13 protein-coding genes and 1 pseudogene are annotated in these 14,651 nt (G+C 54.1%); 1 reads left to right on the top strand and 13 read right to left on the bottom strand.

All coding sequences use genetic code 11. The features are described from left to right. Nucleotide 1: 1 nt before the first annotated feature. The 13 genes and pseudogenes from lpxA to rpsB all read right to left on the bottom strand — a co-directional run bounded on the left by lpxA (nucleotide 2) and on the right by rpsB (nucleotide 13,504). On the bottom strand, nucleotides 2-790 hold the full coding sequence (gene lpxA, locus HA48_RS11385; protein WP_128601410.1) for an acyl-ACP--UDP-N-acetylglucosamine O-acyltransferase: 789 nt from the start codon (nucleotides 788-790) through the stop codon (nucleotides 2-4). 3 nt (nucleotides 791-793) lie between these two features. Next, nucleotides 794-1,248, bottom strand: a pseudogene (gene fabZ, locus HA48_RS11380) (3-hydroxyacyl-ACP dehydratase FabZ). 191 nt (nucleotides 1,249-1,439) lie between these two features. Then, entirely contained in the window at nucleotides 1,440-2,465 is a 1,026-nt protein-coding gene (gene lpxD, locus HA48_RS11375) for a UDP-3-O-(3-hydroxymyristoyl)glucosamine N-acyltransferase (RefSeq protein WP_128601409.1), read from the bottom strand. A gap of 3 nt (nucleotides 2,466-2,468) precedes the next feature. After that, nucleotides 2,469-2,966: a molecular chaperone Skp gene (skp, locus tag HA48_RS11370; RefSeq protein ID WP_128601408.1), complete on the bottom strand. Its 498-nt coding sequence runs from the start codon at nucleotides 2,964-2,966 to the stop codon at nucleotides 2,469-2,471. Nucleotides 2,967-3,080: 114 nt separating this feature from the next. Further along, the gene (bamA, locus tag HA48_RS11365) at nucleotides 3,081-5,492 is read right to left on the bottom strand and encodes an outer membrane protein assembly factor BamA (protein ID WP_128601425.1); all 2,412 of its coding nucleotides are present in this window, start codon (nucleotides 5,490-5,492) and stop codon (nucleotides 3,081-3,083) included. A gap of 51 nt (nucleotides 5,493-5,543) precedes the next feature. After that, nucleotides 5,544-6,893: a sigma E protease regulator RseP gene (gene rseP / locus HA48_RS11360; RefSeq protein ID WP_128601407.1), complete on the bottom strand. Its 1,350-nt coding sequence runs from the start codon at nucleotides 6,891-6,893 to the stop codon at nucleotides 5,544-5,546. 12 nt (nucleotides 6,894-6,905) lie between these two features. Then, complete coding sequence (cdsA, locus tag HA48_RS11355; RefSeq protein WP_128601406.1) at nucleotides 6,906-7,763, bottom strand: phosphatidate cytidylyltransferase; 858 nt, start codon at nucleotides 7,761-7,763, stop codon at nucleotides 6,906-6,908. A gap of 18 nt (nucleotides 7,764-7,781) precedes the next feature. Beyond that, nucleotides 7,782-8,534 (bottom strand): (2E,6E)-farnesyl-diphosphate-specific ditrans,polycis-undecaprenyl-diphosphate synthase, encoded by a 753-nt coding sequence (ispU, locus tag HA48_RS11350; RefSeq protein WP_128601405.1) that lies wholly within the window; start codon nucleotides 8,532-8,534, stop codon nucleotides 7,782-7,784. Nucleotides 8,535-8,700: 166 nt separating this feature from the next. Further along, nucleotides 8,701-9,903 carry a 1-deoxy-D-xylulose-5-phosphate reductoisomerase gene (gene ispC, locus HA48_RS11345; RefSeq protein WP_208613127.1) on the bottom strand — a complete coding sequence of 401 codons (1,203 nt, stop codon included), beginning with the start codon at nucleotides 9,901-9,903 and terminating at the stop codon, nucleotides 8,701-8,703. A gap of 142 nt (nucleotides 9,904-10,045) precedes the next feature. Then, nucleotides 10,046-10,603: a ribosome recycling factor gene (gene frr, locus HA48_RS11340; RefSeq protein ID WP_128601403.1), complete on the bottom strand. Its 558-nt coding sequence runs from the start codon at nucleotides 10,601-10,603 to the stop codon at nucleotides 10,046-10,048. 262 nt (nucleotides 10,604-10,865) lie between these two features. Then, nucleotides 10,866-11,591 (bottom strand): UMP kinase, encoded by a 726-nt coding sequence (gene pyrH / locus HA48_RS11335; RefSeq protein WP_128601402.1) that lies wholly within the window; start codon nucleotides 11,589-11,591, stop codon nucleotides 10,866-10,868. A 153-nt stretch (nucleotides 11,592-11,744) separates the two neighbouring features. Next, the gene (gene tsf / locus HA48_RS11330; RefSeq protein ID WP_128601401.1) at nucleotides 11,745-12,596 is read right to left on the bottom strand and encodes a translation elongation factor Ts; all 852 of its coding nucleotides are present in this window, start codon (nucleotides 12,594-12,596) and stop codon (nucleotides 11,745-11,747) included. Nucleotides 12,597-12,778: 182 nt separating this feature from the next. Beyond that, nucleotides 12,779-13,504 (bottom strand): 30S ribosomal protein S2, encoded by a 726-nt coding sequence (rpsB, locus tag HA48_RS11325; RefSeq protein WP_139807983.1) that lies wholly within the window; start codon nucleotides 13,502-13,504, stop codon nucleotides 12,779-12,781. A 316-nt stretch (nucleotides 13,505-13,820) separates the two neighbouring features. On the opposite strand from rpsB, the gene map reads away from it, so the two are divergent. Continuing rightward, entirely contained in the window at nucleotides 13,821-14,615 is a 795-nt protein-coding gene (map, locus tag HA48_RS11320) for a type I methionyl aminopeptidase (RefSeq protein ID WP_128601400.1), read from the top strand. The last annotated feature ends 36 nt before the right edge of the window (nucleotides 14,616-14,651 follow it).

Raw genomic sequence — 14,651 nt, 5'->3', positions numbered from 1 at the left:
ATTAACGGATCAATCCACGGGTAGAACGGGCAAAGAAGTCGTAGAAAGGCTGCACTTCGCTGTGCTGCTTCGCCAGCGCTTCGATCTCTGGCTTCACTTCATCCAGCGTTTTGCCGCTGCGGTACAGCAGTTTGTACGCGTTGCGGATAGCGTGTAGCGCCTCTTTGCTAAAGCCACGGCGCTTCAGGCCTTCAATGTTCACGCCAAACGGCGTGGCATGGTTGCCCTGAGCGATAACGTACGGCGGTACATCCTGCGCAACGCCAGAACAACCGCCGACCATCACGTGTGCGCCGATAGTGCACCACTGATGCACCGCCGTCATACCGCCGATGATAGCAAAATCATCAATGGTCACATGGCCGCCCAGCGTGGCGTTGTTGGCCAGAATGCAGCGGTTACCGATTACGCAGTCATGTGCAACGTGAGCATTGACCATCAGCAGATTATCACTGCCGACTTTGGTCAGGTTGCCGCCCTGCGTGGTGCCGCGATGGATGGTGACGCTCTCGCGGATGCGGTTGCGATCGCCAACTTCAACACGGGTCGGCTCACCGGCATATTTCAGATCCTGGTTCACTTCACCAATCGAAACGAACTGGTAGATCTGGTTATCTTTGCCGATACGCGTGTGGCCATTCACCACAACGTGTGATTTGAGTACCGTCCCTTCACCGATCTCCACATTAGCACCAACGATGCAGAACGGGCCGATGTGAACATTGGCACCGATCACGGCACCCTCTTCAATGATGGACGTCGGATGAATAATGGCGGTTGAATCAATCACTAATTATGCCTCCCGGCTACGGGCACACATCATGGTCGCTTCACAGACAATTTTGCCGTCAACGGTGGCAACGCCTTTAAAACGCGTCAGACCACGACGGGTTTTCTCGAGGTCACTTCCATGATCATCTGGTCGCCTGGTACCACCGGGCGCTTGAAGCGCGCTTCGTCGATACCGGCAAAGTAGTAGAGCTCGCCTGGTTCCAGCTTACCGACGCTTTTGAACGCCAGAATACCGGTCGCCTGCGCCATCGCTTCCAGAATCAGAACGCCTGGGAAAATCGGTTTACCAGGGAAATGGCCCTGGAAAAACGGTTCATTAACAGAAACGTTCTTTACCGCACGCAGATATTTGTGCTCTTCAAAATCCAGCACGCGATCAACCAGCAAAAACGGATAGCGGTGCGGCAGCAGTTCTAAAATCTCTTCAATTTTCAGAGTATGCGTTTCAGTTGTCAAAATACTCTTCCTGTCCTAAAAATCTGATGGCAACAATAACACGGCCTGCACCGATCAAATGATCATTCGCAGGCCGCAAATCAGTTCAGTGGCGTTTCACTTACTTAAGATACCTGCCGCCGCACGCTGGAGTGTTCCGGAGTGAAGAGAAGGTACGCTGCTTTATTATGAAAGCGGCTAGCGTGGTGCGCTTACTCGTCTTTGCCGAGCTTGCGTTCGATGGCTTTTAAGCGTTTGCTCATGTCATCGATGTTCATCACTAAAGCTGCCGTTTTACGCCAGGTTTTGTTGGGTTGCAGTGGGATACCCGATGAGTATACCCCAGGCTCTGTGATTGGGCGCATGACCATGCCCATACCGGTTACGGTGACTTTGTCACAGATCTCCATATGGCCGTTAATGACGCTGGCACCGCCAATCATACAGTAACGTCCAATCTTCAGACTACCCGCCATGATCACACCACCGGCAACCGCGGTGTTATCCCCGATCACAACGTTGTGCGCAATCTGACACTGGTTGTCTATGATAACACCATTGCCGATCAGAGTGTTATCAAGAGCACCACGATCGATGGTCGTACAGGCACCAATTTCGACCCGATCGCCAATGATAACCGTGCCCAGCTGCGGAATTTTCACCCAGTTGCCGCGATCGTTGGCATAGCCAAAACCATCAGCACCAATAACGGTGCCTGACTGAATCAGACAATCCTGGCCTATCTGAATTTCGTGGTAAATCGTCACGTTGGCCCACAGGCGTGAACCGCGACCAATACGTGTACGTTTGCCCACAAAGCAGCCGGCGCCGATAACGACATCATCGCCCAGCTCAACATCCGATTCGATTACCGCATTGGCCCCGATCGAAACGTTGTTCCCCAGCTTCGCGCCAGGATCGATAACTGCACTGGGCGCGATATTTTGCGCGGGCTGCGGCGTAGTGTCCAGCAGTTGTGCCATGCGGGCATAGGTCAGGTAAGGATTTTTCACCACCAGCGCGGCGGTTTTACACCACTCCAGATCCGCTTCCGTCAGCACCACGGCTGAAGCCTGAACGTTTGCGAGCTGCTCGCGGTAGCGGCTGTTTGAAAGAAAAGTGATTTGACCAGGGGTGGCGGATTGCATAGAAGCAATGCCGGAGATGGCGATATCGCCATCTCCGTGCAATTCTGCATCCAACTGCTGGGCTAAATCAGCCAGTCGAATAGATGACATCGATTATTTAACCTGTTTCAGCACGTCAGCAGTAATGTCTTTCGCGTTTGACGCGTAAGCAACGGCGTTGGCGTCGATAACAACGTCATAACCTTCGCTGTCAGCAACCTTCTTCACAGCATCCTGGATGCGGCTCAGCAGTTTGTTACGCTCTTCAGTCTGACGACGGCGGTTATCCTGATCGAAAGCCTGCGCTTTCGTGGAGAACGCTTCGCGCTGTGACATGATGTCTTTTTCCATGCGGCTGCGTTCGCTGGCCTTCATGGTTGAAGCATCACGCTGCAGTTTCTGCATTTTGGTCTGCAGATCGCGCTCCTGGCTTTGCAGATCGTTGGCACGGCCCTGGAACTCACTCTCCAGCTGTTTAGCAACGGTCGCACGTTGCGGTAACTGTTGGAAAATGCTGGACACGTTTACCACTGCGATTTTGTCAGCAGCCTGAACGCCAGCGGAAACCGCTAAAGCAAGACCCAGACCTGCGGCACACAACAACTTTTTCACTATTAACTCCTTACCATCAACGTTTGTGTCAGCGACACAGTGTTTGCATCGTCCAGCCAGCCCGCGGGCGCTGGAGCGATGCCGTACTTCGTTTCTGCTTCCGTGCTCAGAACATTACCAGGTTTTACCGATGTTAAACTGGAACTGCTCTGCTTTGTCTCCCTCGACTTTCTTCACCGGCTGGGCATACGAGAATACCAACGGTCCCAGTGGCGACATCCACTGCAATGCAACACCCGCAGAGACGCGAATATTGTTTGGATCGCTGTAATCCGGAATGCCCGCCGCGCGTGTTTCTGCAGTGTTCTGCCATTTGGTATCCCAGACCGTACCGGCATCCATAAACACCGAAGTACGCACCGAGTTAGCGTATTTCTCGCTCAGGAACGGCGTTGGCGTGATCAGCTCAAGGCTGGCAATTGCCATGGCGTTACCGCCTACTGCGTCATCTGACTTACAGACACCGTTTGGATCGGTCAGATTACAGGAGGACGAGCCGTCATTGAGATAGGCAGCTTTCGGACCAATGGTGTTGGACTGGAAGCCACGCACGGTGCTGGAACCACCGGCATAGAAGTTCTCATAGAACGGCATCTCTTTGCCATCGAGCCCATCACCATATCCTACACGGCCACGTCCCAGCACCACCCAGGTGCCGTCACGGTTCAACGGTACGTACTGCTGGGTATCCAGTGTCGCTTTGTAGAAGGCGTTATCGGAGCCCGGAATGGTCACTTTACCGTTCAGGTTGGTGCGGTTACCCCGTGTCGGGAAGAAGCCGCGGTCCAGCGTGTTATACGTCCAGCCGTAGTTGAAGGTGAAGTCGTTGGTTGAGAACTCACCGTCGTCGTTCAGCCCCTGGTGACGTCCCACTGAATCCAGGTAACGCCACATCGCAATCTGTGGACGCATATTGGACAGGTCATTGTGGACGTAACCTAAACCAACGCGCAGCGTGTTGTTTTCATTGACCGGGAAGCCCAGCGTTCCGTCTACACCGTAGCTTTTGTTGGTGTAGTCTGACAGGTCCGCGTCATCCGCTTTAAAGTCGTTATAGAATAAACGACCGCCAAGGCTCACGCCGTCAACCGTGAAGTACGGATCGGTCAGTGAGAACTCTGCATAGGTCTGGTAATCGTTTTTGGTCCCGCTAATACCCACGGTATTACCGGTGCCGAGCCAGTTGTCCTGTGTGACGCCTACCTGGAAGCTAACGCCACTTTCTGTGCCGTAGCCCACACCAAAGTTGAAGGTACCGGTGTTACGCTCCTTCACCTTGTAAACCACATCCACCTGGTCTGGCGAGCCCGCCACGCGTTGGGTATCGACATCCACGGTTTCAAAGTAACCGGTACGGTTCAGACGCTCTTTACCCTGGTCAACCAGATCGCTGCCCAGCCATGCGCCTTCCATCTGACGCATCTCGCGGCGCAGTACCGCATCTTTCGAGGTGTCGTTACCTTCAAAGCGCACTTTACGCACGTAGTAGCGGTTGCCGGCATCCACATTAATATGCAGCTTCACGGTCTTGTCAGCGTCGTTGATCTCCGGCTGCGTCACCACGCGCGGATAGGCATAGCCGTAGCGACCCAGCAGTTTCTTGATGTCATCTTCCATCTGCGTAACTTTGGTGCCGTTATACAGCTCGCCGCTTGGAATCTGCGTCAGATGTTCAATCTCTGCGGAGTGGCCCGCCATACTGCCGTTAACGATCACGCCGGCAATCTTGTACTGATCGCCCTCGGTGATGTTGACGGTGATATAGATGCCTTTCTTGTCCGGCGTCAGGCTCACCTGCGTCGAATCGATGTTGAAGCGCGCATAACCGCGATCCAGATAGAAACTGCGCAGGGTCTCAAGGTCGCCCGCCAGCTTCTGCTTCTGGTATTTGCGATCGCCCACCACGTTCCACCACGGCACTTCATCACGCAGCTGGAAACGGGAGATCAGCTCGTCTGAGCTAAACGCTTTGTTGCCGACGATGTTGATCTGCTGGATTTTGGCTGACACGCCCTCCTGGAAGACGAATTTCAGATCGACACGGTTGCGCGGCAGCGGTGTAGCAATCGCTTTGACGCTGGCGGTATATTTACCGACGCTGTAGTAGAAATCCTCCAGCCCCTTCTCGATTGAAGAGAGCGTGGTGCGATCAAGCGCTTCGCCGACCCGCACACCAGAGGCTTCAAGGTTCTGCTTCAGCTGATCCTCTTTCACCGCTTTGTTACCGGTGAAAGTGATGCTGGCAATGGTCGGACGTTCTTTCACCTGAACAATCAGGGTTGTTCCGTCGCGCAGAACCTGGACATCTTCAAAGTTACCGGTGGCAAACAGTGAGCGAATGGTGTTTCTGATGTCATCATCATTCACCGTATCACCGACGCGTACCGGCATGCTGAGCAGAGCCGCGCCGACGGCGACTCGCTGGAGACCTTCGAAATGAATGTCCTTCACTACGAAATCGTCTGCACCGTAAACGGTGGCGCTGCTAAACAGCAGCGACGCTATGAGCAACTTTTTCATCGCCATCGTTGTTATGCGTTTTCCTAACACATCCCGCGCCTGTCTGCGTTCCGGCTATTACAGACGTGAGAAATCATTGAAAAGTGCAAGCCCCATTAATAACACCAGCAGAATCGAGCCAATGCGATAACTGAAGTCCTGAACTCGTTCGGACACCGGTCCACCTTTGATCTTTTCGATCGCCAGAAAGAGCAGATGTCCACCATCTAATACCGGCAGAGGGAACAGATTGATGATCCCTAAGTTGACGCTAATCAGCGCCAGGAACATCAGGTAGTAAATCACCCCATATTCCGCTGATAACCCGGCACCCTGCGCAATAGAAATTGGCCCGCTCAGGTTATTAAGCTTTACATCACCGGTTATCAACTTGCCCAGCATGGAGACCGTGAGCTTCATCAGTTGCCAGGTTTTGACACTGGCTTCACCGATAGCGGCAAAAGGTCCGTACTGTTTTACCGTTTTGTACTCATCCGGCAGCGGGATGACGCGGGGAATGACGCCCGCAAAGCCTTCCGCGTTATTGCCAGGTTTCGCTTCTGGCGTCAGCGTTAGCGTAACCGGCTCGCCGTTACGCTCAACCGCCAGCGCCATCGGTTTACCCGGATTATCCCGCACCTGTGCCGCAAAAGTCTGCCACTGCGCCAGTGACTGACCATCGACTTTAACGATCCTGTCGCCTGCTTGCAAACCGGCAGCACTTGCCGGTGAGTTCGCCTGCACTTCTGCCAGCGTCGTTTCAATCTGCGGCCCGCGCGGACGAATACCTAACGCGACCACCGGATCCTGCTTATCCGGCTCAAATTGCCAGTCATGCAGGTTCAACTGCTTCTGCTGCGTGGCCTCTTCGCCAAACTGCGAGACGGTCAGCGTTGCGCTGTCGTCACCGATTTTGCCAATCAGCGCCATGCGCACTGCATCCCAATCAGGCGTTTCGATACCGTCAACCGCTTTAAGTTCCATGCCGGCGCTAATTTGCGCTTCAGCTGCGACGGAACCGTTCAGTATTTCACCGACAACCGGACGCACGCCGGGGACGCCATGGATGAAGACCACCCACCAGGCGAAGATGGCAAAGATGAAATTGGCGATGGGGCCGGCGGCAATAATTGAGGCACGCTGCAGCACGGTTTTATTGTTGAAAGCCTGGTGACGTAACTCCGCCGGCACGCTCTCGACGCGTTCGTCGAGCATTTTAACGTAGCCGCCAAGCGGAATCAGTGCGATGACATATTCGGTGCCCTGGCGATCGCTGCGGCGCCAGAGCGCTTTACCAAAGCCAATAGAGAAGCGCTCAACTTTGACACCACAACGGCGCGCGACCCAGAAATGGCCAAACTCGTGCACGGTAATCAGTACGCCGAGCGCCACGATAAAGGCGACAAAACTCCAGAGTATGCTCAACATTGTCGCTTATCCTCAGAGGGTGCGGAACACCAGCAGCAGCAGGCAGGCAAATACCGGCACTGCGGCTGTCAGGCTATCAATGCGGTCGAGGATACCACCGTGGCCAGGAATCAGGTTACCGCTGTCTTTGATACCGGCTTCACGTTTAAACATGCTTTCCGTGAGATCGCCCAGCACCGAGGCCAGCGTGGCAATCACCGCACAGATAATAAGTGTGCCCGGCGCCACGGAGAGCGGCGCCAGCAGCGCAAACAGCCACGCAATAATCGCCGAGGAGAGCAGTCCACCGAAGAAGCCTTCCCAGGTTTTACCCGGTGACACTTTCGGTGCTAGTTTGTGTTTGCCGAACAGGCGGCCAAACATGTAAGCGCCGGAATCCGCGCCCCACACGAGGAACATCACAAACAGCAGCCACCAGGCGCCCGCAAAGTGATCGGTATCGTAGTGATACTGGCGCAGAGCCAGCATGCCCCAGAAGAAGGGCACGACGGTAAGAATGCCAAACAGCAGGCGCAGCGGACGTGAACCGCGCCATAGCACAGCAGAAGCGGGATAGAACAGCACTAAAAATAGCGCGACAATCCACCAGCCCAGCGACGCCCAGAGCGAGCTCTCCATCTGGAACTGGTGCAGATTGCGTTGATAGGGTTGCAGGCTAAAGAGCATCGCCGAGAGCAGCAGCCCGCAAAGCACGGCCAGCCAGATACGTTGCTGACGCGATGCCATACCCGCAAGCTGTCCCCACTCCCAGGCGGCAAGCATGCAGATGATAATGGTGGTAATCGCAAAACCCGACAGCGGTAACCAGAACAGTGCAGCGATCACCAGCGGAATTAAAATAAACGCGGTGATCAGACGAGACTTCAGCAAAGGTTACCCCCAGGTTGCTCAGGTGCTGCCTGGTGCAGCGCCGCCGTAGCGACGCTCTCGCAGAGAGAATGCATTCAGTGCACCTTCAAAAACGTGTTCATCAAAATCAGGCCAGAGAACGTCGGTAAACCAAAACTCAGCATAGGCGATCTGCCACAGCAGGAAGTTGCTAATCCGATGCTCTCCCCCGGTCCTTATCACTAAATCCACTGGCGCCAGCTCCTGCATACACAAATACGGAGCCAGGCTCTCTTCAGTTATCTGGTCAGGACGCAGCAGACCTTCCTGAACCTGTTCGGCCAGTTTTCTGGCACCCTGGATAATATCCCAACGTCCGCCATAGTTGGCAGCAATGTTGAGGGTTAGTCCATTATTTTGCTGAGTCAGTTCCTCGGCGCGACGAATACGCTCCTGAATACGGTGATTAAAACGGCCGATATCGCCGATAACACGCAGACGGACGTTGTGTTTGTGCAGGCTTTTAACTTCGCTATCCAGCGCCCAGACAAACAGCTCCATTAATGCGGTTACTTCCTGTGCCGGCCGGCTCCAGTTTTCACTGCTGAACGCATAGAGCGTGAGCGCTTCCAGCTTGTGGCTGACCGCAAAGCTGACGGCACGGCGTACTGATTTTACCCCGGCTTTGTGGCCTGAAATACGCAGTTTGCCCTGATTTTTTGCCCAGCGACCATTACCATCCATAATGATGGCCACGTGACGTGGCGTACAGTACGACTCGTCATCGATTGTGTTGTGATTGTTGGACGACATAACGCGTAATAATTCCTTTCATCAGAAATGCTGTGGTTTCTGAATACATTGCGCCTGCGGCAAACACCGGCAACTGCGCCGGATGACATCAAAACAATGTCGGGCCGTGAAACGCGAGCGAGCGACTATACCATTTTCACCCTGAGCGAACAAATAGCGGGGACAATCAACCTGCTAAATGAAAACGCGGCAGCAGTTCCGTGGCCCGGTTCCGCGCTAACCGATCGATCTCCAGTACATCATCAATGCTGCCCGGCTCCTGACACGTCAGGCTCGCCAGCACCTCACTGTTGATGGCTGCGATAGCGGTAAAGCGGATCTGATGCTGCAGGAATGCGGCCACCGCCACTTCGTTTGCTGCGTTCAGCATAGTCGTGGCTGCCTGGCCGGCTGAACACGCATCGATGGCCAGTTTCAGGCAGGGATAGCGTTCATAATCCGGCTCGGCAAACGTCAGCGCTTTCATTCGGGTGAAATCCAGCGGCGTCACGCCAGCTGTAATACGCGCTGGCCAGGCCATGCTGTGGGCGATTGGCGTACGCATATCGGGTGAACCCAGCTGTGCCAGTACGCTGCCGTCACAATAGCGCACCATGGAGTGAATCACCGACTGCGGATGCAGGATGACTTCCATCTGTGCGGCGGAAGCGTTAAAGAGCCAGCGGGCTTCAATGTATTCAAGACCTTTATTCATCATGGTGGCCGAATCAACGGAGATTTTACGCCCCATTGACCAGTTCGGATGCGCACAGGCCTGGTCTGGCGACATCATCGCTAAATCGGCTAATGGCGTGTCACGAAAAGGACCACCCGATCCCGTAAGGAGAATCGACTCAATGCCACTCTCCCGCAAGTCAGCGTACCCCAACTGATGCTGTATGGAAGCGGGCAAACTCTGAAAAATGGCGTTGTGCTCGCTATCGACCGGCAGCAGCTGCGCCTGATGATGGCGTACCGCCTCCATAAACAAGCGGCCGCATGTGACAAGGGACTCTTTGTTAGCCAGCAGCACGGTTTTGCCGGCGCGGATTGCGGCCAGCGTAGGCGGCAGGCCGGAAGCGCCGACAATGGCGGCCATGACCTGATCAACATCATCCAGCGCAGCCAGCTCGCAGGCAGCCTGAACGCCGGAGAGCACTTCGGTCTTGATATTGAGTGCTCTCAGTCGCTCACGCAGCGCGGTGGCAGAAGCGTCGTCTGCCATCGCAGCATAGCGGGGAGTAAATTGCTGACACTGTTCGGTCATCAGCGCTACGTTCTGGCCAGCCACCAGCGCGGTAACCTGGTACAGCTCAGGATTGGCCGCGACGACCGCCAGCGTACTGGTGCCAATCGAGCCGGTGGAGCCCAGCAGAGTTAATCGCTTCATCATGCTATCCCTGTGAAGTCGTGGAGGGTGCCAGCATCAGCGCCAGGCACAATGTAAAACGCCGCCAGAGTGTATTCACAACGAACACAAATCTGTACGGCGTTTTATACCCGTGTGACGGGTATACGTAAGAGTGACGGAATCAGAACTCCATCAGCTCCTTCTCTTTCTCAGCCAGCGCTGCATCAACGTGCTTGATGCTGACGTCGGTCATTTTCTGGATCTCATCCTGCGCACGACGTTCGTCGTCTTCGCTGATCTCTTTGTCTTTCAGCAGCGCTTTGATCTTGTCGTTCGCGTCACGGCGCACGTTACGCACAGAGACACGGCCCTGCTCGGCTTCACCGCGCACGATTTTGATCAGATCTTTACGGCGCTCTTCCGTCAGTGCTGGCAGCGGAACACGGATGTCGCTACCGGCTGAGCTTGGGTTCAGACCCAGATCAGAGGTCATGATCGCTTTCTCAACGGCTGCGCTCAGCGAGCGGTCAAACACGTTGATTTTCAGCGTGCGGGAGTCTTCCACCGTTACGCTCGCAACCTGACGCAGTGGCGTCGGCGTGCCGTAGTAAGGCACCATGATGCCGTCGAGCAGTGAAGGTGAAGCACGACCGGTGCGCACTTTGCTGATGGTGTTTTTGAATGCTTCCACGCATTTGTCCATGCGCGTTTCAGCATCTTTTTTAATATCGTTAATCACGTTGAAACCCTTGGATTCGGTTTGACCTGGCCATTTCCGAGCGTCGGAAGTGGTATCGATAAACATCGATCATCCTGATACCCGGCATATTTCGCGCTGCAGGTGCGTTAGCTACATTCGCTCACACCGGTCACTTACTGATGTAAGCTCCCGGCGACTCACTCACTTGCCGCCTTCCTGCAACGCAAACAGTGCGGATAAAACGCGCGGCGTTCAGGCTGCGCGTCAACAGAATATACCTTATTTTATCTTGCGTCGGGTATTAATGCGTAATCAGGGTGCCTTCTTTTTCACCCATCACAACGCGACGCAGTGCACCAGGCTTGTTCATATTAAAGACGCGGATAGGCAGCTGATGGTCGCGCGCCAGCGTAAAGGCGGCAAGATCCATCACTTTAAGCTCTTTATCCAGTACTTCAGCATATGTCAGCTGATCGTACAGCGTTGCATCCGGGCTCTTCACCGGATCGGCCGAGTAGACACCATCAACCTTGGTGGCTTTCAGTACCACATCCGCTTCGATTTCAATACCGCGCAGGCAGGCCGCTGAATCAGTGGTAAAGAACGGGTTGCCCGTACCGGCTGAGAAGATCACGACGCGGTTGTTGCGCAGCAGGCTGATAGCCTCTGCCCAGCTGTAGTTGTCGCACACGCCATTCAGCGGAATAGCCGACATCAGACGCGCGTTGACATAGGCACGGTGCAGCGCATCACGCATAGCCAGGCCGTTCATCACGGTCGCCAGCATACCCATGTGATCGCCCACCACACGGTTCATCCCGGCCTGCGCCAGGCCCGCACCGCGGAACAGGTTACCCCCGCCAATCACCACACCCACCTGGATGCCCAGCTCAACCAGCTCTTTCACCTCTTGCGCCATACGGTCAAGCACGCTCGCGTCGATACCAAAACCTTCGGCACCTTGCAGTGCTTCGCCACTCAGTTTCAGTAAGATACGTTGATATACAGGTTTTGCGTTGGTCGCCATGGTCAATTCTTCCTGGAAGATAAGATGAATGAGAAGTTTAATCTGATCGATCATCCGCTTAACGCGTGAGAAAAGCTATTGGGATGACACTGAAAAACGCTGCGCCAAAACGCAGACAAAAAAGAACCGCCTTGCGGCGGTTCCGGCAAATCATTAAGACTGTTTGGACATTGCAGCAACTTCTGCTGCGAAGTCAGATTCAACTTTCTCAATGCCTTCGCCCACTTCGAAGCGGATGAAGTTGATGACGTCAGCGCCTTTCTCTTTCAGAGCCTGACCTACGGTCTTGGAAGGATCGATTACGAACGCCTGACCGGTCAGAGACACTTCGCCGGTGAATTTCTTCATGCGGCCTTCAACCATCTTTTCAGCGATCTCTTTTGGCTTGCCAGACTGCATAGCGATGTCCAGCTGAACCTGGTGCTCTTTCTCAACCACGTCAGCAGACACATCTTCTGGCTTAACGAACTCAGGCTTGCTCGCCGCAATGTGCATTGCTACTTGCTTGCTCAGCTCTTCATCAGCACCCGTAGTTGAAACCACAACGCCGATACGTGCACCGTGCTGATAGCTGTTCAGCTGAGCGCCTTCCAGGATAGCAATACGACGGATGTTGATGTTCTCACCGATTTTCGCAACCAGCGCTACGCGTTCTTCTTCGAACTGCGCTTTCAGAACGTCAACATCAGTCACTTTACCCGCAACGGCTGCATCCAGCACTTTGTCAGCGAAAGCCTGGAAACCGCCATCTTTAGCCACGAAGTCGGTCTGGCAGTTAACTTCCAGAATCGCTGCGAAACCGTCAGCGATTTTGGTTTTGATCACGCCATCAGCAGCAACGTTGCCTGCTTTCTTAGCGGCTTTGATCGCGCCAGACTTACGCATGTTCTCAATCGCCAGCTCAATGTCGCCGTTCGCTTCGGTCAGCGCTTTTTTGCAGTCCATCATGCCTGCGCCAGTACGCTCACGCAGTTCTTTTACCAATGCAGCGGTAATATCAGCCATTCCAGAATCCTCGATTCGTCTCTGTGTGCTTTCACACTGCCAGAAACTTGTTGCGGAAAATTTACTCTGCCCCGCTCGCTCAGCGCTGAGCGTGACAAACTTAGATAAAATAAAGGGGCCTGTGCGGCCCCCTTAACAGATAACATCTGATGTCTAAGGGCTCTCAGAAAGAGCGAACCTTATTAAGCGTTTTCTAAAGACGCTTCTTCAGCCTGCTCAGCCAGGTCCTGAGAACGGCCTTCGCGCACGGTGGTCGCTACAGCAGTCAGGTACAGGCTTACAGCACGGATTGCATCGTCGTTACCTGGGATAACGAAATCAACGCCGTCTGGATCAGAGTTAGTATCAACGATAGCAAATACCGGGATACCCAGGTTGTTTGCTTCTTTGATGGCGATGTGTTCGTGGTCAGCATCAACAACGAACAGTGCATCCGGCAGACCGCCCATATCTTTGATACCGCCCAGGCTGTTTTCCAGCTTGGCCAGTTCACGAGCACGCATCAATGCTTCTTTCTTGGTCAGTTTGTCGAAAGTACCGTCCTGAGACTGAGTTTCCAGATCTTTCAGGCGTTTGATTGACTGACGAACGGTTTTCCAGTTAGTCAGCATACCACCCAACCAGCGGTGGTTAACGAAGAACTGGTCGCAGCTCAGTGCTGACTCTTTTACCGATTCGGCAGCAGCGCGCTTAGTACCAACGAAAAGGATTTTGCCTTTACGCGAAGAAATTTTCTGCAACTCAGCCAGAGCTTCGTTGAACATTGGTACAGTTTTCTCAAGGTTGATGATGTGAACCTTGTTACGTGCACCGAAGATGAATGGCTTCATTTTCGGGTTCCAGTAACGGGTCTGGTGACCGAAGTGAACACCAGCCTTGAGCATGTCGCGCATGGAAACAGTTGCCATGATTACCTCTAAAAGTAGTTTGGGGTTGGGCCTCCATGTATCCCATACAACCGACCTCTTTCAAGGCACCCCGGCGTATGTGTCGATACATGTGTGTTTTAGTACACATAATGAGATTTATGCGTTTCCTGCCGCTTCATACGAAGTGACAGAGAATCGTCGGCGCGCTTTATACCATAAAGCACAGGAATACGCCAACAGTTGTTGGCGCGCGAAGCGTGGGACAATCCCGATTTGGCAGCCCATTTTCTGGCTGCTAACATGAGTGCCACAGAACTCATTATTGCTGAAAATTTCGGCGATTGCGGATTATTTAATGGCCATCTCAATCAAAACCCCAGAAGAAATTGAAAAAATGCGCGTGGCGGGCCGTCTGGCTGCCGAGGTGCTGGAAATGATCGCTCCGCACGTGGTGCCGGGCGTCACTACCGGTGAACTTGACCGCCTCTGTCACGCTCACATCACTGAAAAGCAGCAGGCTATCTCCGCCTGCCTCGGCTATCACGGCTTCCCGAAATCCGTCTGCATTTCGGTCAATGAAGTGGTGTGTCACGGTATTCCGGCTGACGACCGCGTGCTGAAAGATGGCGATATCGTTAACGTGGATGTCACGGTGATCAAAGATGAGTATCACGGCGATACCTCGAAGATGTTTATCGTGGGTAAACCCACCATCCAGGGCGAGCGCCTCTGCCGCGTCACCCAGGAGAGCCTCTATATTGCGCTGCGTCTGGTAAAACCGGGCATTCGCCTGCGCGAGCTGGGCCGTGCAATTCAGAAGTATGTTGAAGCACAGGATTTCTCCGTGGTGCGTGAATATTGCGGCCACGGCATCGGCAAGGGCTTCCATGAAGAGCCGCAGGTGCTGCACTACGATGCTGACGACAGCGGCGTGGTCCTGCAGGCGGGCATGACCTTTACCGTTGAACCGATGGTCAATGCCGGCGATTACCGCATCCGTACCATGAAGGATGGCTGGACGGTGAAAACCAAAGATCGCAGCTTGTCCGCACAGTACGAGCATACTATTGTGGTGACAGAAAACGGCTGTGAGATCCTGACGCTGCGTGCAGATGACACAATTCCGGCGGTGCTGGAAAATAACGCGTAACGATCTTCATGAGATAATCAGGCCGGCTAATAGCCG

The organism is Pantoea wallisii (genome assembly GCF_002095485.1).
Lineage (GTDB): Bacteria > Pseudomonadota > Gammaproteobacteria > Enterobacterales > Enterobacteriaceae > Pantoea > Pantoea wallisii.
Note: the sequence above shows the minus strand (reverse complement) of the source record. Positions and strands in the feature narration are given on the sequence as shown.